Origin of the sequence: Marinobacter sediminum, from assembly GCF_016820575.1 — a bacterium.
GTDB lineage: Bacteria > Pseudomonadota > Gammaproteobacteria > Pseudomonadales > Oleiphilaceae > Marinobacter > Marinobacter sediminum.
Genome location: NZ_JAEMQH010000002.1, coordinates 753,633 through 772,030, shown reverse-complemented (window position 1 = coordinate 772,030; position 18,398 = coordinate 753,633). Strand labels below are relative to the sequence as shown.

General features: G+C 49.6%; 15 protein-coding genes. 1 reads left to right on the top strand and 14 read right to left on the bottom strand.

Annotation, left to right across the window (positions count from 1 at the left end; translation table 11 throughout):
• Nucleotides 1–25 precede the first annotated feature (25 nt).
• Genes FGO67_RS10410 through FGO67_RS17375 form a run of 4 tightly spaced genes read right to left on the bottom strand, consistent with a single transcriptional unit; the run spans nt 26 to nt 4,409 of the window.
• Complete coding sequence (locus tag FGO67_RS10410; protein ID WP_203300629.1) at nt 26–1,312, bottom strand: phenylacetate--CoA ligase family protein; 1,287 nt, start codon at nt 1,310–1,312, stop codon at nt 26–28.
• Nucleotides 1,281–2,573, bottom strand: coding sequence for a glycosyltransferase family 4 protein (locus FGO67_RS10405; protein WP_203300628.1), 1,293 nt, complete (start codon nt 2,571–2,573; stop codon nt 1,281–1,283). Before FGO67_RS10405 ends, FGO67_RS10410 begins: the two co-directional genes overlap by 32 nt.
• On the bottom strand, nt 2,570–3,859 hold the full coding sequence (locus FGO67_RS17275; protein WP_203300627.1) for an O-antigen ligase family protein: 1,290 nt from the start codon (nt 3,857–3,859) through the stop codon (nt 2,570–2,572). The genes FGO67_RS10405 and FGO67_RS17275 overlap by 4 nt, the downstream gene beginning before the upstream one ends.
• Nucleotides 3,852–4,409 (bottom strand): arsenate reductase/protein-tyrosine-phosphatase family protein, encoded by a 558-nt coding sequence (locus FGO67_RS17375; RefSeq protein WP_420844507.1) that lies wholly within the window; start codon nt 4,407–4,409, stop codon nt 3,852–3,854. The genes FGO67_RS17275 and FGO67_RS17375 overlap by 8 nt, the downstream gene beginning before the upstream one ends.
• Nucleotides 4,410–4,600: 191 nt before the next feature.
• Between FGO67_RS17375 and FGO67_RS10390 the strand changes: the two genes are divergently transcribed.
• Nucleotides 4,601–5,788, top strand: coding sequence for a carboxylate--amine ligase (locus FGO67_RS10390; protein ID WP_203300625.1), 1,188 nt, complete (start codon nt 4,601–4,603; stop codon nt 5,786–5,788).
• A gap of 36 nt (nt 5,789–5,824) precedes the next feature.
• On the opposite strand, the gene FGO67_RS10385 is transcribed toward FGO67_RS10390, so the two are convergent.
• The 10 genes from FGO67_RS10385 to prpD form a co-directional block, all read right to left on the bottom strand.
• Nucleotides 5,825–6,682, bottom strand: a complete 858-nt coding sequence (locus FGO67_RS10385; RefSeq protein ID WP_203300624.1) for a polysaccharide deacetylase family protein — start codon at nt 6,680–6,682, stop codon at nt 5,825–5,827.
• Between the two features lie 207 nt (nt 6,683–6,889).
• Nucleotides 6,890–8,017 (bottom strand): glycosyltransferase, encoded by a 1,128-nt coding sequence (locus FGO67_RS10380; protein ID WP_203300623.1) that lies wholly within the window; start codon nt 8,015–8,017, stop codon nt 6,890–6,892.
• On the bottom strand, nt 8,017–9,330 hold the full coding sequence (locus tag FGO67_RS10375; protein WP_203300622.1) for a FemAB family XrtA/PEP-CTERM system-associated protein: 1,314 nt from the start codon (nt 9,328–9,330) through the stop codon (nt 8,017–8,019). The genes FGO67_RS10380 and FGO67_RS10375 overlap by 1 nt, the downstream gene beginning before the upstream one ends.
• A gap of 21 nt (nt 9,331–9,351) precedes the next feature.
• Entirely contained in the window at nt 9,352–10,221 is an 870-nt protein-coding gene (locus tag FGO67_RS10370) for an XrtA system polysaccharide deacetylase (protein WP_203300621.1), read from the bottom strand.
• Between the two features lie 38 nt (nt 10,222–10,259).
• Nucleotides 10,260–11,549, bottom strand: coding sequence for an outer membrane beta-barrel protein (locus FGO67_RS10365; protein WP_203300620.1), 1,290 nt, complete (start codon nt 11,547–11,549; stop codon nt 10,260–10,262).
• Nucleotides 11,542–12,441, bottom strand: a complete 900-nt coding sequence (locus FGO67_RS10360; RefSeq protein WP_238942328.1) for a P-loop NTPase family protein — start codon at nt 12,439–12,441, stop codon at nt 11,542–11,544. The genes FGO67_RS10365 and FGO67_RS10360 overlap by 8 nt, the downstream gene beginning before the upstream one ends.
• On the bottom strand, nt 12,438–13,967 hold the full coding sequence (locus FGO67_RS10355) for an XrtA system polysaccharide chain length determinant (RefSeq protein WP_203300619.1): 1,530 nt from the start codon (nt 13,965–13,967) through the stop codon (nt 12,438–12,440). Before FGO67_RS10355 ends, FGO67_RS10360 begins: the two co-directional genes overlap by 4 nt.
• Before the next feature lie 51 nt (nt 13,968–14,018).
• Complete coding sequence (locus FGO67_RS10350) at nt 14,019–14,660, bottom strand: XrtA/PEP-CTERM system exopolysaccharide export protein (RefSeq protein ID WP_203300618.1); 642 nt, start codon at nt 14,658–14,660, stop codon at nt 14,019–14,021.
• Between the two features lie 62 nt (nt 14,661–14,722).
• On the bottom strand, nt 14,723–16,135 hold the full coding sequence (locus FGO67_RS10345) for a TIGR03013 family XrtA/PEP-CTERM system glycosyltransferase (protein WP_203300617.1): 1,413 nt from the start codon (nt 16,133–16,135) through the stop codon (nt 14,723–14,725).
• 164 nt (nt 16,136–16,299) lie between these two features.
• The gene (gene prpD / locus FGO67_RS10340; protein ID WP_203300616.1) at nt 16,300–17,784 is read right to left on the bottom strand and encodes a 2-methylcitrate dehydratase; all 1,485 of its coding nucleotides are present in this window, start codon (nt 17,782–17,784) and stop codon (nt 16,300–16,302) included.
• Between the last annotated feature and the right edge of the window lie 614 nt (nt 17,785–18,398).

Sequence of the window (18,398 nt, the reverse complement as noted above, 5' to 3'; positions counted from 1 at the left end):
CCAAGCACCCTGAGAAATAAAAATCTTATATGGTCGTTTCAAAATATTGAGTCTTTTTGGTCTCTACTGAAAACTGCCTCAAGAACTTAATATTGAAAACTATATCTTTACCAAAATATTTATATAACTCCGATTTCACATCTTCTATATGACGCCGATTACTTTCACCCTCAATATAAATATCGACACATCCTTGTTCCGACTGAGAAGCTTTATAATTTAAAAGAATATCTTTTTTAAGCGCCAGATTCTTAAAAACATAATAAAAAGTAAGAGCAGGATAGGTTTGAGAATGGCCAAACACTGTAGCTCCGCGTCTTCCAGCGATGTCTTTTATGACCATATGCTTTCGGCCGCACCCACACTCGGAATGGCTTAATGAGACACAGTCACCCAGTCGGTAGCGAATAATAGGAAAAGAAAATGAGGATAAGTTAGTAACAAGTAAGTCGCCATTCTCGTCGACCTCAAGAACAACGTTCTCAACATTGACGTGCATGCTCCCTCTTGGACACTCGAATGCGATCAGGCCAGATTCGGCGGCCCCATATTCGCTGATAATCCGCCCGCCGAAGGCTTGTTCAGCGCTGGGCTGATAAGCATCGAGGATCATCTCTGACGTACCCTTCACCATCCGCAAGGGGAGCGGTTCCAGGTCAAGCTCTATCAGCGCCTTGGCTACTTCATAGATCATGGAGGAGTATCCGGAAATGAAAGAGGCGCCGTTCAACTTTTTGGCAAAGCTTCTTATCTCCTCTTCGGAGTATCGAAAAATACGAAATCGATTCTGCAGTTTATCGAGAAGTTGGGTTTTCTTTGAATCGAGGTATCGTGTGTTGTATCCCCAAAGGTATCCGTTAGGGTCCCAGGGCTTGACTCCGTACCAGTCGTACGACCTCATCATGAGGGCCCGATTTGCCGAATCCCACTCTTCATTTCTCAAAAACGCAAGCGCCTCTCCTGAGGTACCCGAAGTTTCAGCAAGACGACATTTCGCCCGTTCCATTCCGGTGTGGATTTCCGAATTGAATTGAATCAAATCTGACTTACTTACTGGCTCAATAACCTTCAGGTCACTCAGAGATGATAGTTTTTCAACATCAAAACCAGAAGCCTTGAATCGGCGCTTGAAAAAGGGTGAGCTTTCGGCAGCATATTTAAGCAACTTCCGCGTTCTTTCTAATTGCAGCTGCTCGAGAGCGGGTAGGTTCCACCATTCTGTGTCTTTAAACGACTCGTACTGGCGAAAAAGGCTTGGATTTCGGAGCCTGGCGCCAGACTCAAACAGAGCTTTTGCCAACGACGAATTCATCAAATTTCACTCCCTGATTTTTTGCTTTGGTTGCAGCTTCCGTTACTGCTGACGAGTAGGTTCTCCCAATGCCCTCGTAACTATAACTAGATTCGATCAGTTTTGGCCCCCGCTCTCTCAATCTAGCACGGAGTTCCGGATCGGAATTCAACAGCTCGATCTTATCCACGTACTCCGCGCCTGATTCTGCGAACAAGACATGCTCGCCCTCTCGGACCTCGATTCCTTTACAGGCAAAAGGGTGAGCAATAATGCAACATCCGGAGGCTAGCGCATCCAGAATCTTTAGTTTGGTCCCACCGCCTATTCGAATCGGACAAAGGTAAAACTCGGATCGCCAAAGATAGGGCCGGACGTCGTCAACGAAGCCTTGCACGTGAACACGGGGCTCCTGCTCTGCAAACTTGGTCATACTCTCTGTGGGACTTCTCCCGATAATATCCACTTCAGCTGTAGGCACGCGTTCTTTCAGTAAAGGCCATACTTCCTGCAAAAAGTACTCAACAGCGTCCCTATTCGGGTACCAGGAGAGTCCTCCGACCAACACTATTCTATTGGCGATTGGCAAAACCGATCTATTGGTCGAGAAATACGAAAGATCAACACCATTTGGTATCGTCATAACATTATCGACACCAACCTCTGCTCTAATATCATTTGCATCGTCGTCAGAACAGGTAATGTTCAACTGCACCTTTCTTATATAATTTTTTTCGCTATCAAGAAGTCGGCGGGCTTCGTGAGCGTAAAAAATCCGCTTTAATTTATTTTTTTCTTTTCGCGAACGCTCCATAAGCATTTTGCTTTCAAAGTTATGATGATTAAGTATTAGCGGCGCCTCATGAATCACATCAAAATAGGCACATAAACTAATGGTATCAACATGGACCACGTCGAATTCATCTGATTTAATTTTGTTAATTAATTCTTTTCTGAATGGATCAGACTTTAACCATTCCATGTTGTATGAACTTCCCTTAAGTATTGCCTTAGTTACGACCCAAAGCTTTCCTCCAAGAAGTTTATCCTCTGGAATTTCAAAAACTTTTATGTGCTGAACATAGTTCAGAAGTTCAGAGCAAGCGAGTTCAAGCGGATCAGTCACTTCAGGAAGGGTGCTCTCAAGGAAAGCTCGCTGATTAAAACACAACAGGGTAATTTCATGCTCCCTAGCCGCCTCTTTAATTAGGTTAAAGGAGCGCTGCAGGACCCCGCCTTTGGGCGGGTATGGCACCAAATGCGAAAGCCATAGTATTTTCATGCCCGTGCCGCCCTGAATAGTTTTTTCACCTTTACCTCTTTAAAACTATTTTCCATTGAAACTATGAGTGCGAGGTGTATCCATAGAAACGGATAATAAGTAACGGTTACAAATTGACCAGCCACCAAGAATCCGATTAAAGAAAGGTTTGCACACCGCCCCATAACATTGTTGCCGTTTTGGCAGGATGGTGTTGAAAACCTGTTACCGATTCTGAATGCAGTAACAATTATTAGGATAAACGTAAAAAGTCCTAACAGGCCGGTATCGGTGCCGACCTGAATGAAAATATTATGTGGCAGTTCTGCTCGCCCTAATATTACGTCATCGCGAAAATACTTTTCATAGTACGGTGCAAAATTAAAATAGCCAACTCCCAAAACAGGATTATCATTGATCATCTTTACACCATTTTCAAAGTAAAGTATTCGCTGTTTTGAGGTCCCATCATGACCAATTGTTTCGAATCTCTCTTTTTGTGCATCCGGTAAAAAAAACCAAAAAGCTGACAAAAAAATCAACAATGATGCAGCAACCCTTAACTTGAATATGTATTTATAATTCATGATCATTAGTTGTATTACTAGAGCAAGTTGAGCCCCCCTGGAACTTGCACCTAGAATTACCATTATTCCAGTTATCGGCATCAACAAACAAAGCAAATACATTTTTTCCGATATATTTTTTCTTATCGATTGTGCGAAGGCTAACGCAATTGGCCAATAGACCAGCATCTGTATTGCCAGCTCTCCTGAGTTCTGGAAAAAACCCGGCGGTCCCATTAACCCCCAATCGGCAAATGAAAACCCCCTTCTTGCCCATGTAATGGAGAGGGAAAGGGAAAGCTTGAAAGATGCAAGTAAAAATATTCCTATGAAAATATAGAACCTTCTTTTTGTATTTACTATATTAATTATAAGAAAATAAATTATAACCCAGAGATAGTACTTACTCAGGTTTTCAAAAGATACTCTAGGGAAATATGCCAGAAAGCTAGAAAGGATAATAAGAACTAGAAATAGTATTAGCAGAAAATTAATTGACGAAGAAACCCAGCGAACGCTTTTGTCCGTAAAACAACCCAATATCGCCCCACAAACGACTAGCTTGGTCCAAGGCAAGACGTCTATCGAAGGGTATATTGATTGAGGTCGAAAATATTCTAGAAAGAGATACGCACATATCATCCAAAATGCAAAGCTCTCGGTCTTAAAATATCTCCACAGGACACCTGGCTTCAGTGCGAAAAAATCCTGGTCAGCAATGCCTGTCTTCCTTTTAAGCACAGACCCCCCGAACAGCTTCGAGTACCTGGCGTTCGCAATTTTCAAAAAATCCTGTGCAACAATTGTAAGGATCGTGGATATACGGCCTTGGTCGTTGACAGAAACTTCCAGCGAGTACGATGTGGTGGTGGTCGCCCACGATTCTCTGAAACGAAGCGATGTGGGATGGCTCCATCACTACGACCAGGTCGTCCGGCCGAAAAGAAAAGCTCTTTGCGTTAGTTGTCCGATGATGCTCAAGATCCAGTTGATATTGTTTGGCGAAGTCCTTCGCTCGGGGATCGGCAGGGTTTCCGTCCCCGCAATTCAATCCACAAGATGCAGCCTCTCTGCCCAAACTTCTTGCGTACACCTCAGCTAGTGGGCTTCGACAGATATTCCCATTACAAACGAACACCAAACGCTGATTTTGTTGTGGGCGAACTGGAGGGAATTGCCTGAAACCTCCGATATTTGCGAGAAACCAATACCCGAGAAACAAAACAAAACCGCTCCTCGAGCCAAACCGCTCATACACCAACCGGTTCAACCTGGAACCTCCTTTTCTCATAGATAATCCATTTGCAACACGAACCTGGCAAAACCCGTTCGGACGAACCGAGTCTCAGCGAATTGAACCGTTCTGAGCACATTTCGAAGAGAACGGAGTACAGACTGCAATACTGGTATCCACAACCCCATAGAAAACGCCATTTCCTTATCTGATAATATAGCTCGTTTTCCATCAGAGGTGTCGGCAGGATGTCGCAATTCCCGGATTCCAAAATTCTAGTACTGGACGGAAATCAACGGGCCTCGCTTGCAGCAGTGAGGTCACTTGGAACACGGGGTTTGTGGATTGCTGTCGGAGAAAGCTCTGCTCCCTCCTTGGCTGGCTCTTCCCGATTCAACAAAAAAACTTGCATCTACCCAGACCCGCACGCCGCTCCACGAGCCTTTTTCGAGACGTTATTGAGACTCATCAATGAATTAGAGATCACCTTTCTGCTACCCATCACGGAGACAACAACCTACGTTGTTCTAAGGTATCAGGATGAACTTCCCTCCTTCGTTACTTTCCCCTTCCCCTCTGAAGCGGAGGTAGAGAAATTAGCCAACAAGAACAACCTCTTCGAGTACGCCGACCGCCAAGGAACCCCGATTCCCGCCACGGTATGGTGTCAGAACCGCCAGGATGGTCTAAAAGCACTTCCCTTAGTAAAAGACTTCCCAATCGTGCTAAAGCCCTTCAAGTCGAAAATACTGCAAGCGGATCGCATACTTTCGACAAGGGTTTTGATTGCCAATGATTCCAACGAAGCCGAGTCCCAGCTCCAAGCGAATGCCTTTTTTGACTACCCTTTCACTATCCAATCTTATGTCCAAGGCACCGGTCAGGGTATCTTCGCGCTGTTCAACAAAGGTGAGCCTGTTTGCTATTTTTCACATCGCAGATTGAGGGAAAAACCTCCGGGTGGCGGGGTCAGTGTTCTGAGTGAATCGGCACAACTAGATCCCCAACTCAAGATGTACGCCGAAAAGCTTCTCATTGGGGCTAACTGGCATGGCGTTGCGATGGTGGAATTCAGGGTTTCTCCGACTGGCACCGGATACCTGATGGAGGTAAACCCCAGATTCTGGGGTTCGCTCCAATTGGCAATAGACTCCGGAATAGACTTTCCCTGGTGGCTTTATCTCGTGAGCACCGGACAGGAGGTGCCGGAGATCAAATGGCGTCAGCGCCGAGTTAGATGGATTCTCGGAGACATTGACCGACTCTTCATCGTTTTGAAATCACCGACGTCAACCTACTCGTGGAGGAAAAAACTGCTCGAAGTCCTTCGATTTCTTCGACCGGGGTTGCGAACTCGCCATGAAGTCAATCGCTGGGACGATCCCCTTCCTTTCTGGTTCGAAATTAAGCAGTACATCCGTGCTTTAAAAAGTTAATAGGATCCGTCTGGTACCAAGCGGTCGCCAGTCTTACTAATGAGTTGCATCCCTCGACATCAGTCCCGATAAAGAGGCTTTGTGATTGGCGTTAAGGAAAAACGTTTTAAAGGCCTCGAAGCGGTTCATAATCTGCCTGAAATCTTCTGCGTTCTCAGGGACAGAGAAGCGAGGAAGTTTGAGAAGGCTTTGGCCCTTGCTCACGTAGTCGGTAACAGTCGTAAAAGCCATTTCAACCCCGCACTTTGCTAACTCTTCAATGTCCGATTGATCGAAATCCATTTGGCGTCCGGTCGGATAGGCAAATACCTTCGGCTTATTACCCAACTCAGCCTGCACTCGTTTTAACGATTCTTCGATTTCTACCTGTTTTTCTCCAATAGGGAGCGATGAAAGAATTCTATGGCTATATGTGTGGGGATAAATGCCATGACCGTTCGCTTGCAGCGTTCTCGCATTGTCCCAGGACATGGCGGTAAATTCAGCCGGAACATCAGTAGGGTAACCGACAGCCAAAGCGGTGAATAACTCAAATTTCAGCCAGTCGTAAATGTTTGTTTGGCGGCAGGATTTTAGCTTGTTTCGGAGCTTTCTGATCGAATGGATAGCACCGTCCTTCGCCATATTCAACTGATATTTCTCGCCCGTTGGTAGAGTCAGTGCAACCTCATTAAGGGCACAATGATGAACGGCGTAAGTAATTTGATAGTCCCAGGGCCAGAGCTTTCCATCGAGAAAACCGGTAATTACGAAGCAATTAAGCACAAACCCGAATTCGTCAAAGGCTCGCGCAGCAACCTCGAAATGATCAGAAAAACCGTCATCAATGGTGAAAATGACCGACTTCGGGTCGATACGACCGCCCTCACCTAGCATCTCGAAGAGCTCGTCCATCGTGAGGACTCTATACCCGTGTCTGGATAAATAGCGAAGATGGTCACGAAGGATGTCCACGGATAGACCGCCAGCAATGGTACGTTCACCCGAATACACCCGATGCAACATAAAAACCGGCACAGTCTCTGGAGACAGGAACCGAAAACAACCAGTTTCACCTACAAGGTTGGCAATCCTTAACGCAGCGTTTTTGAACATCCTGTTTCAACCAATCAGTTGTTGATAAAGCCCTCGATATTCGTTCAGCATAGACGGCAAGCTGAATTTTTCCTCAGCTACCTGCCTGGCCTGCTCCACTACACGGTTTCTTGTATCTGCAGTCCCTAATGCGCGAATAGCGTTAACGATGGCAGATGAATCCTGCGTCGGAATGAGAAACCCGGTTTCCTCATTGGAGATGATCTCTTCCGGTCCTCCGCTTCGCGTCGCAATGACTGGAATGCCTGCCATCATGGCCTCGACCGTGGAGATCGAGAAGCCTTCTGAGGTCGAAGGCAGCAAAAAAACATTCGCCTGCCTGAGAATATCAGCAACGTCTTCTCTGAAACCCAGCCAATGGATTTTGGGCGGTTTGGGTGCTTTGCTCATCTGATGCAGCAGCTCTCGAAAGAGCGCCTCACGCTGATGACCTACCACTACAAAATGGGTGTTGTCCTCTAATTCAAGCATCTTCACTGCGGCGTCCACCAGAAATTCATACCCCTTGGCGGGACGGATGTTGCCGATCGACACCACCAGATTGGCATCCGGAGAAAGGCCCAGTTCTGCGCGCAGATCGGTGGGCCCACTGCCCTGAAAATGCGCAGGGTCCACACCGTTGTAGATCAACTTGAGCTTTTTTTCTGGCAGGTTGCTTCTGGCAATCAATTCTTTTTCGAGTCTCTTAGAAACACACACGATCCTTGATGCACCCCAGCCAACAAGCATGAACTTAGCTCTAAGGAAACGCTCTTTCGCAGCCACATCAACTGCACCATGAAACGTTGCAATCATCGGTTTCCGTGAAAGCAAAGCCAGTAATGCGCCGTAAACGTTAGACCCAAGTAAATGGGCATGAATAAGATCCACCTGCTCGTCTACCAGAAGCTTCCTCAAGGCTTTGATGTATTGCAGATTAAAGCTGCCCTTGGAATCGATGAAACGAGGTGTAAGGCCTATGGCGCGAACCCTCTCAGCCACCCAACCTTCCCCCCTCAGAACCACAACATTCCGAATGTTAGTTTTGGCCAGTTCCTTCAGTAGGCTAGTGAATACTGTTTCCGCCCCTCCAGGCCCCGTCGTATCAATCAGATGCAAAACCGTCTTTTGCCGGGCACTCTCTTGACCGTTCACTATGGCAACACTCTGACAATTTTAGGACCCAGAATATTCGCAATCCATACGGGCAATTTCTTCCAGACAGCGATCAGAAACCGGAACTTCGGATTGTCCGGGTTGAGACCGGGCAACGGCACCCCCGGTGCCAGCAGGTAGTCCCAGTGCAGTTTAATTGGCTGCGCCCCCCATTGTTTTTTGAAATGGTAGGTTCCCGCATCTTCGGTGCACCGGCCAAAATCGAACACTGTGTAACCCTGGGCAACGGCAAATTTTAGGATGTTCCAGTACATCGCCATGTTTATTGCTGTATGGCTTACGGTTCGTAATGTAGAGGCCCAAGGTATCTCCAATCTGCCCCGATATCCCACCAGAAAGGCGCAACCGACTGGCCTGTCCTGAACGCTCAAGATCACCAGCCAGGACTGGCCCGGTAAGCTTTGGAGTAAACCACGGAAGAAGTCACGACCGTACACTGGTGTACCCAAGTCGCGCATATTTCTGGAGAAGACGCGATAGAAAGCATCGAGTTGTTCCACACCCCCGAAAATAACTTCGGGCCTCTCTCGTTCACCCCGGCGAATCTGGGCCCTTAGCTTAGGTTTGAAGCTCGTCCAGAGGGCATCTGGTGTTTCGGGTAAAGGCAACCAAAATGCGAACTTGCTGCTGCGCTGGGGAAGGTTCTGCTCCAAATCCAGAACATGGCGGAGCTCAACATGGCTGGCGAATTCCTTCTCACGCCAAGAATCAGCAGCAGAAATCAATGCCTCAGCAACCTTCTGGTTGTCGGCGAGAATCCCTCCGTAATTGAAATAGGGCAGCGACACCAGATAGGTGCCAAATAGGCGGCTCTTAAGCTTTACCAAGGCGATTGTTCCGACTACTTTTCCGTCGCTTGAGAGGGCCGTGAACAGTCGGATGGGATGACCATAGAGCGTGTTGATAAAAGCGGAAATGACAGGTCTATGCCAGAGAGACGCTGCCGGATGCGCTGCAACATAATTATCAACAGCCTGCGTTAATTCGCTATCACATTCGCGAACAGTTACCGGCCCTTCGACGGTCCGACCAAGAATGGCCGCCTGTGGATTAATCTCGGGCGGATTCCACTTATTCACCGTATGCCCAGCATTTTTCTGATGTTTAAGACCTTTTTGCAGAGTCTTTATTTCAGCACTGACGGACTGAAGTTCAGAAACCAGATTTGCTGGCGAAGTACCTGCAATACGCGCCTCGCTTACAAGCCGGCCCAACCTTCCTTTTTTTCTTTTAAGGTGTTCGATTCGGCTTTTAAAGCCTTCAATTTTGACCGCGGAGAGATCCATTCCCATCCAAACACCCTTATACTGCGATTAGACTGCAACAGCCAACTTCGAGATGGCCGCACCAGAAAGCACTTGGGAAACCGGCGCAAAACTGAAATCATCAAGCAGGGATTCCAGCCTGTTCATACACTTGTCGAGATTGTTGTAGTGCCTGAACCGGGACAACGCCTTCACCTTTAATCGAGGCTGTTCTTCATCTATCTCCCAAGGGTGGAGGTAGAAAATAAAGGGCTGTCCGGCACGATTGATTCGCCCCAGCCCCCATCGACTGAACCAGTACGGATACAGACGGAAGTAGCCACCTCCCGCAATCGGCAACCGATAGTTGCCCAGTGGGCAGGTAGATAGTGGGAATTCAGTCAGTATGCCGCCGTTCGGGGTCTTGAGTTGGTAGGGTTGGAAGGGTGTTCCAGGCATGCCATATCGGTCGTGATGAACCGGAAAAATGGACGAATCCCAAGTAAAGCCTTCCTCACAGAGCACATCAAGAGCCCACCGTGACTCAGCCGTAATCGAATAGCTGGCTGCCCGATAACCTGTCACGGGTTCGCCAATAATCCCCTCAAGTATAGACTTCGATCGCCTGGTCTCTTCTCGAAACACACTTGGAGTTTGTGTGTAGACAAGCTGGTGGCTGTATCCGTGACTGGCTATTTCATGGCCAGCCTCGTGAATACGACGAATCAGTGAAGGGGAGCGCTCCGCAACCCATCCGAGGATGAAGAAGGTTGCCTTGGTATCGAACCTATCGAAAGTCTCAAGCAGGCGATCGGTGTTGGCTTCCACCCGGTATTCCATCCGCGGCCAATCTTCCGTGGAGACGGCTTCCGCCAATGCTGCAACCTGGAAATAATCTTCCACATCGATCGTTAATGCGTTCTGAATTGGAACTTGCATAACACCTTCCCTGTCCAGCTGTTCCTTTATTTCAAAGGCTAACGAAACTGGTAAACCAATCCGGCCAAAATCCAGGCTTCGTCGAATTCCCGACTAGGCACATCGCTGGTTCGTCTCTCAAACCCGACGCTGCTCACAAAATTCAACTGTCGATTCAATTGAAACTCGATCCCAGCATTTACCTGCGCTATCTGGTCTTGAGTATCATCCGATGAATAGTCAAACCACACATAGCGCGCACCCAACAGTCCAGTAAGCTGGCCCGTGACAGGTCTACGAAAGCTTGCATCAACACCCAGGTTATCCTCTTGGATTCCTATATCCAGGTAATCAGAGCGACTAGCAAAAAAATCAATGTCCAGCTCTGCCCCGTTACTGAGATCGTTATTGATACCCAGCCGTAAGGCGGTGACTTCAACCGCACTGGTCTGTTCCAGATCAAAAACGAATTCATCAAACCGGCTATCAAAATCTGCGGTCTGATCAGTCAATTCCCGGCTGCTTTCGAGTTCCAGTTCAGTGGAGGCATTGATCTGCCGCACCAGGAGCAGGTTGCTCACGAAGGCTTCGTATTCGCGCGTTGGCTGATTGATCAATTTTGTTTCGATCTGGCCGTAACCAAAACTGCCACTCAACACTGTTGCAGCCCAGGCTTTGGTGAAAGGAAGGCTGTATGTAACGCGGTCAATCTCCTCCCCCGTGTCCAGCTCCGACTGATCAATGCTGGCACTCAGACCAGCCGTGAACGAGGGGCTGAATAAGTGATTCCAACCCACTGTACCTATGTGGCGCTCACCATCTTTTTGTTCGGGTTCCCGGAATTCCGTGTTTTCATAGGCCGCTGAGAGCAAGAGTTCGTCAACCGCCCCCATTCTGAGGGTAACCACAGGCCCGGTACGAAAAACGTTTTTCTGGGTGCGACTATCCGGCGTGTCGTTAGATCTACTACTTTGGGCGACATCGCGCAGGTAATCAGAGACTTCCCAAACGACATTTGGCCCTAACCGGCAGTCGCCCAGAAAATCGGCATCAGCCGTTGTTTCGGGATCAAAGCTGTCATCCCACCAGTACCTGTAGGCAGTCCTTGCTGACAAACCCGAATTACAAGTGTCCGGGTCGGAAATATGCTGAATACCAATCGACAATCTCGACTCTAAGTCGGACTCCTCATTCGAGGGTGCCCGGCGAATGTTGTCAGAAAATCGAGAATCCAACCCCAGTGTCACTACCGCGGGTTCGGCCCGAACAATGCCGGCAGATAACGCGAGAAACACGAGAACATTCAGGCTTTGCCGGAACCAAAAGATAAGAAATTGCTGTCTATCCATTAATAACCGTCCCCACAAACTTTTGTGGATTGAAAGCAATAGCCGCCTGGTCTATTTGATTCGGTGTTACCCGACCATGGGGGACCACTAACATGGCGTAGTCACACAACTCGGAAAGGATGCGCGCGTCCGGGGATTCAGTAATGGGCGCCGTATCGAGCACGATAAACCGGTCAGGGTAACGACGCCTGACAGCCTGAAGAAACTGTCGCATTCTGAACGAGGTAAAAAATTCGCTGGGCGTTTCCCGGCGACTACCCGCCGGGATCAGCCGCAATCGTGGAATGCCCGTTGGGTATAGGATTCTCGCGATGTCAAAGTCGGGATCATCGAGAAAATCCGTTAATCCCGTTTCGGGCAGGATATCGAGCGTTGAGTGCAGGGACGGATCCCGAAGGTTGCAGTCGATGACAACGGCGGTTTTCGATTGGTCAAAAGCGAAGGCCGCTGCCAGGTTGAGCGAAACAAAAGACGCGCCCGCACCTCGATTGGTCGCACTCACCACAATTGTGAAGTTGTTGCCCCCTGATGCTTCCAGCAGCTTCGTGCGCAAGTCACGGAAACGATTGACCAAGGTCCTGTTTTTTGACTCTGGATAGACGATTCTTCGCTCGTCCATGTCGTCCGGAGTGAGCCGTCTCGGCTCCTGCATGCGTACGATCTGCTTGCTGATCACGTACTTATCGACGGAACCCGTGCCCAATTCCAAAGAACTGGGCACCAGCATGCGCGAATCATCCCATTCAGACGTAGATGCACCGGTTGAATTCGAGCCATTTCGGCTCTTCATCCAGTGACCCTGCTCCCGATCGTTTTCGACATCGTCTCCGATCACTGATTGGTCGTCCTTTGTATTTTTTTCGGGGTCAGTGTTGTTTTTTTGCTTATTCATTCCAAAACCCCTATGAGCGCTGCGCCGGATACCGCCAGATAGGTCAGGGTCGCTGCAACGGCAAATACACAGATCACCACAGACACTTTGCGATCTCGACGCTGCTCGAAAGGTGTACGAACCTTTGGCAACTCAACCAGCACCGGCAAATCAGTGGTTTCCTCCAGCTGCTCCCGAGCCCGCACTCGCGGGTCCACCTGGAGGAGACCGGCTGCCAGGCCGAAAGGCGCCGCTATACCCAGGAACAGCCCCGCCGCCGCAAAAATTTCAAACCCAGGCCCTGAGGCTGATAAAGGAAATTGCGCTTTTTCATTTATGCGGTAATTCAAACCCTGCCCTTCGACATCCAAGTGCATGGAAACCCGAGCTTTCTCACGTCTCTTGAGAAGGTCATCGTAGATTTCCTTGTTGACCTCCATATCGCGAGTCAGCTCGAGATACTGGGCTCTTTTTTCCTGGATCCGCTCCATGCGGGCGGCTTGGTCTGCCAGCAGTTGCTGAAAACTGTTAATGCGGGAGTTGATGGTCTGGAGGTTTGCTCGTGTTGCGGTGAGTTCAGTCTGGATGTCCTGAAACACCGGATTGGAAACGGACTCCTCTCCGATTGGCGCAGCTTCAGGTACCCGACTGGCGAGCTCCCGAGTCCGTTGACGCCTCAGTTCCTGCAGCTGTTCCCGCAGAATAACGATGTCCGGATAAGTGTCGTGGTATTTTAATCGGAGGGTATCCAGCTGCTCTTCCATGGCACTTATGCGAGTCTGGTAGGCGTCTTGAGTCCGTCCCTGACGGATTGTAGGATCAACCCTCGTGAGCTCAAACTCGAGCGACCGTTGTCTGGCCTGGAGCTCAGACTTTTCCAGTTGGGCAAGCTCAAGCTGACTTCTCAGGCTATCCAGACGACTGTTGGCCGCGCTCTCTGTACCGTCAACGTTCTCCGACAGGAAGGCCTGCAAACGCGTTTCTGCGGCCGCCAATTGATTCTCGTAGCTGCGAACCTGATTATTGATGAACTCATAAGCATTGCGACTCTCAGACCGTTTGCGCCTATTGGTTTCTTCAATGAATAATTGCCCCATGCGCTGGGCAATTTGAAATGCCTTCATGGGCGAGCCTGCTTGATACACAATCGCAAAATAACTGTCGCCCCGCGGAACAACGGTAAGGTTTGATCTTAAATCAGCGATTCGGGCTTCGAATTTCTCACGGTTACCATCAACCAGTTCCTCACCGTAAATCTCGTCATCGGTGACCACCTTTTCCAGGATACTCCGGCTCCAGAGCAACTCCTGCGCGGCAGACGTTGTATCGTTGATCTGTGTCGCAACCGCACTGCCCTCCATCAATGGCCGGATGATGTTCTGGTCATCAATAAAGATGACGGTTTCCGATTCATACTTGTAAGGCCAGAGAAAGCCAGCGGCGAGAACACCAAAACTCACCGCAACGAACAGAAGCAAAGCCAGCCACTTTCTGGCCCTGACTTCCTGCGCAATCTCAAATGGTAACCGGGACAAAGGCAGTGCCATGGCGTTTAACTCACGAAAAAGTTGGTAAAATTCCTTTTCTACAACGGATGCTCAAAAATTTCGCTCAGGAACACTGAGAATGTCACCCGGCCTAATCGCGTAGTTTGTTGTGACATCCCCATTGTTCAGAATATCGTCCAGCCGAATCGGAATAGCGATGATCTCGCCATTAATCGTGCGATAGAGCATGGATTTATTCAGGGCCGCAAACGGAGTGGCGCCTCCTGCTCCCAAAACCACATCAAGTACGGTCATGCCAGAGCGGTGTGGCACGGAAACCGGTTGCGTGACGGCTCCGGTGACTCTCACCCGGTCAGTAAATTCATGACTGCCCATGGACGTGACCACAATGCTCACCTGCGGCTGGCGTATGTACTGACCAAGAGAGCTTTCGATATCGTCTGCCAGGGCTTGAGGAGTTCGGCCACTGGCCTGAACATCGCCAACCAACGGTACTGAAATCTTCCCATCTGGACGGACAGGAACCTCAATACTCAGGTCCTCATTGCGCCAGACAGAGACTCGAACAACATCGGTCACGCCGAGCAAATATTCGTCGACGCTGTTGGTCGTGCTGACACTGAGTGCTTGCTGGATTTTGTCCCTCGAGGAGGCGGAAGGCCCGGCGCAGCCGGAAATCAGGGTAACGGTCAACAACAGGGCGAGCCCTGGCAGGGTGTACATCCGTGACATTGTGAATCCTCTCTACAAGTCCTTGCTTCATTCCATGTTCCGGGAACAGCATAACCCCGAAACTACCTTGATCCTTTTTTAAACAATACCACTTCGACTGTTTGAATTATAATCAACAAATCGAGCAGCAGGCTTTGATTCTTTATGTAGTAAAGGTCATATCTCAACTTCTCGCGCGTGTCCTCTTCATTATCAGCATAGGCGAAGCACAACTGGGCCCAACCGGTGACGCCAGGTTTCACCCGGTGTCTTTCACTGTATAACGGTATTTTTTTCGCGAGTTGCTCAACAAACACGGGTCTTTCCGGGCGTGGGCCGACAAAGGCCATCGAACCATTGAACACATTGAAAATCTGAGGCAACTCATCAATTCTGACCTTGCGGATGAACTCGCCAACACGGGTAACACGGGTATCGTTTTTCTTCGCCCACACCGCGCCATTCTTTTCCGCATCGATGGCCATTGATCGAAACTTGTGAACCCTGAACACCCTGCCGTTAAGCCCCACCCGTTCCTGACTGTAGAGCACAGGTGCTTTCAGACCATCCTCAATTTTGATCGCGATGGCGGTCAGGATTATGACCGGCAGGCCAAGGACCAGCAGCGTAGTTGCGGCCAGGACATCCAGGGATCGTTTGCCAATCCCGAAGACTGACGACACGGTGAAACCGTCTGAGAAGACAAGCCAACCATGTGAAATCATCTCCAGGGCGACTTTCCGGGATTCGCGCTCATAAAAAGTGGCACCGTCAACAATTTTGACACCCTCCATTTTGCACTCGAGAAGGTCCTCCATCGGCAGACCTTTCCGGCGGTCGTCCACAGCAACCACGATTTCCCTGACCGGGTGCCTGTGGATGTATTGCTGAAGCGTTAAGGGAGGATGAATCAGGTACTCTTCCGGTACTTTCTGCTGCTCCCCAGGCAGGGGCACAAAACCAATCAGCGTGAAACCTTTCCGGTTAAAAGGTGTTTTCAGATCTTCAAGTAGCCGATTTGCCCGGGATCCTGAGCCCAGCACCAGTACCTTGCGTTTAAAGGTGTCCTTGCCCGCTACGGCAAAGAACACCGAGCGGACAATACCTAACAGGAAAAAACCGAACACGGATGCAGAGGTTAGAACGCCACTGGAGCTCAGGTACCACAACCACTCTTTGGCTAGCAGGTAGGTGAAAGCAGCGATCGGAACACCAGCAATTAAAGCCAGAATGGTCCTGAGCATCATCCCCGACATGCCCTCTTCCAGCCGGGCCTGATGGACACCGATCGCAATCATGATCAGAAGATTGACCAGCGAAAAAACAATGGCCGAGGGAATCAGAAAAACAAGATGGTCGAGGAAATAGCTGAGGTCGCCGAAGTAGCGAAAAAAGGTGGCCAGCAGGAAGCTGAAGACCAACACCAATAAATCAATCAGGCCAAGTATGACAAAGGGAAGGTGTATGTAATGCCTGAACAATCTGACGTGAGCCACGCCAACTCCTTGTGTTGTTCATCCGAGCCTGATGCCGCACATCCGATGCAGCGGTAACTCCGGTCTTCCTTGAGTCTAATGTAATTCTATGTATCTTCAACAAAACACATAATTTTTGAGAACCGCCGCAACACAGCGGCAGCTCTGCATCTCTTGGCGGCAAGTCAAATCATCAATTGATCCATCAAGACCTGTACAGGCGTGCTTTCAAGGGCGGTCTGATCGGCAAACAGATCAACGATTTTCTGACACCTGTGGGCAGGAAAACGTGTCGAAAGATTGCTCCGGAATTTCTGTTCGAGCAGGGGGATGCTCTCTTCTCGCCGACGTCGATGGCCAATCGGGTACTCAACCAAGACCTGCTCTGTGCAGGTACCGTCCTTGAAAAACACTTGCACGGCATTAGCGATCGACCGTTTATCCGCCTCAAGATACTCCGCCGTGTATCGGGGATCTTCAACAACCTCCATTTTTTCACGAAGCTCATCGATGATCGGATGTGCAGCGTGGAACCCATCCTCATAATGCTCGGCCGTCAGTGCCCCAAAGATCAGGGGAACTGCCGTCATATACTGCAAACAATGATCACGATCTGCCGGATTGGCCAAAGCTCCCTGCTTTGAAATGATTCGAATTGCCGACTCGTGCGTGGTGATCACGACTTTATCTATATCGGAAATCCGACCCCGAACTTCGGAATGCAAAGTGATCGCGGCCTCAGCCGCTGTTTGGGCATGGAATTCCGCCGGGAACGACACTTTAAACAGCACGTTTTCCATCACATAGGAGCCGAAAGCCTGGGGTAATGAAAACTCCCTTTCATTTTCAGGCTTGAGTTTCAGGTCCTTGTTAGTGGTACTGAAAGAGACGTCGTAAAATCCCCATTGTGGCGCCGTTAACGCACCAGGGATCCCCATCTCTCCCCGCATCGCGATATCAGCCAAGCGGACTCCCCGAGAGGTTGCGTCACCTGCCGCCCAGGACTTCCGGGATCCCGCGTTGGGGGCGTGGCGATAGGTACGCAAGGCCTGCCCATCAACCCAGGCATGCGAAAGTGCGGAGAGTATCTGCTCACGGTTAGCGCCCATCAGCTTCGCTGTCACTGCAGTTGACGCAACTTTGACCAGTACCACGTGATCCAGGCCAACACGATTGAAAGAGTTTTCCAGCGCCAGAACACCCTGAATTTCGTGCGCCATGATCATGGCCTCAAGCACCGTACGAACGGTTAATGGCGCCTGGCCCGAAGCGACCCTTTGCTGGGACAGATGATCCGCCACCGCCAGTATCCCGCCCAGATTGTCCGAAGGGTGCCCCCACTCCGCCGCCAGCCAAGTGTCGTTGTAGTCCAGCCAGCGAATTGTGCAGCCAATGTCCCAGGCTGCCTTGACTGGATCCAGGCGGAACGAGGTTCCTGGCACTCGGGCCCCATGAGGTACGACCGTTCCCTCAACGATGGGTCCCAGATGCTTCGTGCATTCCGGGAAGCGCAATGCGAGCAAACCACAGCCAAGCGTATCCATCAGACAATAACGTGCTGTCCGCCAGGCTTCGTCATTGTTTACTTGGAAGGTGAGCACGTAGTCGGCAATGTCCTTTAGAACTTCATCGTAGTCCGGACGCAGATTCTGGTTCGTATTTTGGGCCATAATCGGGATCCCCAATTGTCGTTGTGATCGTTCGCTCTAAAAAGCCTAGCTCACTGAGGCGAAATCTGGAGACTTGCGCCGTGAACTCGCTGGCACGTACCTTCCGTCGTTCGCAGATGTCACTTTTTTTTACAGTCGGTACTACCCCGTTTTCCTCAGGCAATCTGAACACGCATGTTTTGGTTTAGTTAAACCCTTTCTGGTATTCCGCTTGCGTGATTTTTCAAAGGCGGCCGTGGCTTGAGTTCAGGCCTCGTGAAGCCAAATCGAGAACGGAAACCATCATGAAAGTTCATGTCATTGCTCTCTTGTTTTGGAGTTCAGTCATTTTCAGCGGATATTCAGCTGCCGCACCCATCGGATTGAATGATGTGAGTGCAGACGCAAAGGTCCTGTTGTTCGCGGATCAAGCCGATAGGATTAGAGCAGTGGACATTGAGGAAGGCGTGGAGCTTGGAGACAACAGAGTCACATCTGTCTGGAGTAATTACAGAGCAGCGCCCCGTTCAATCGGCCAGAGAAGGTACGATGCCGACTTCCGCAGATTCTCTTACAACACCGAACTGGCCGGTGACTTATGGTCTAGAACGCGATCGACTAAATCCCTGCTATCC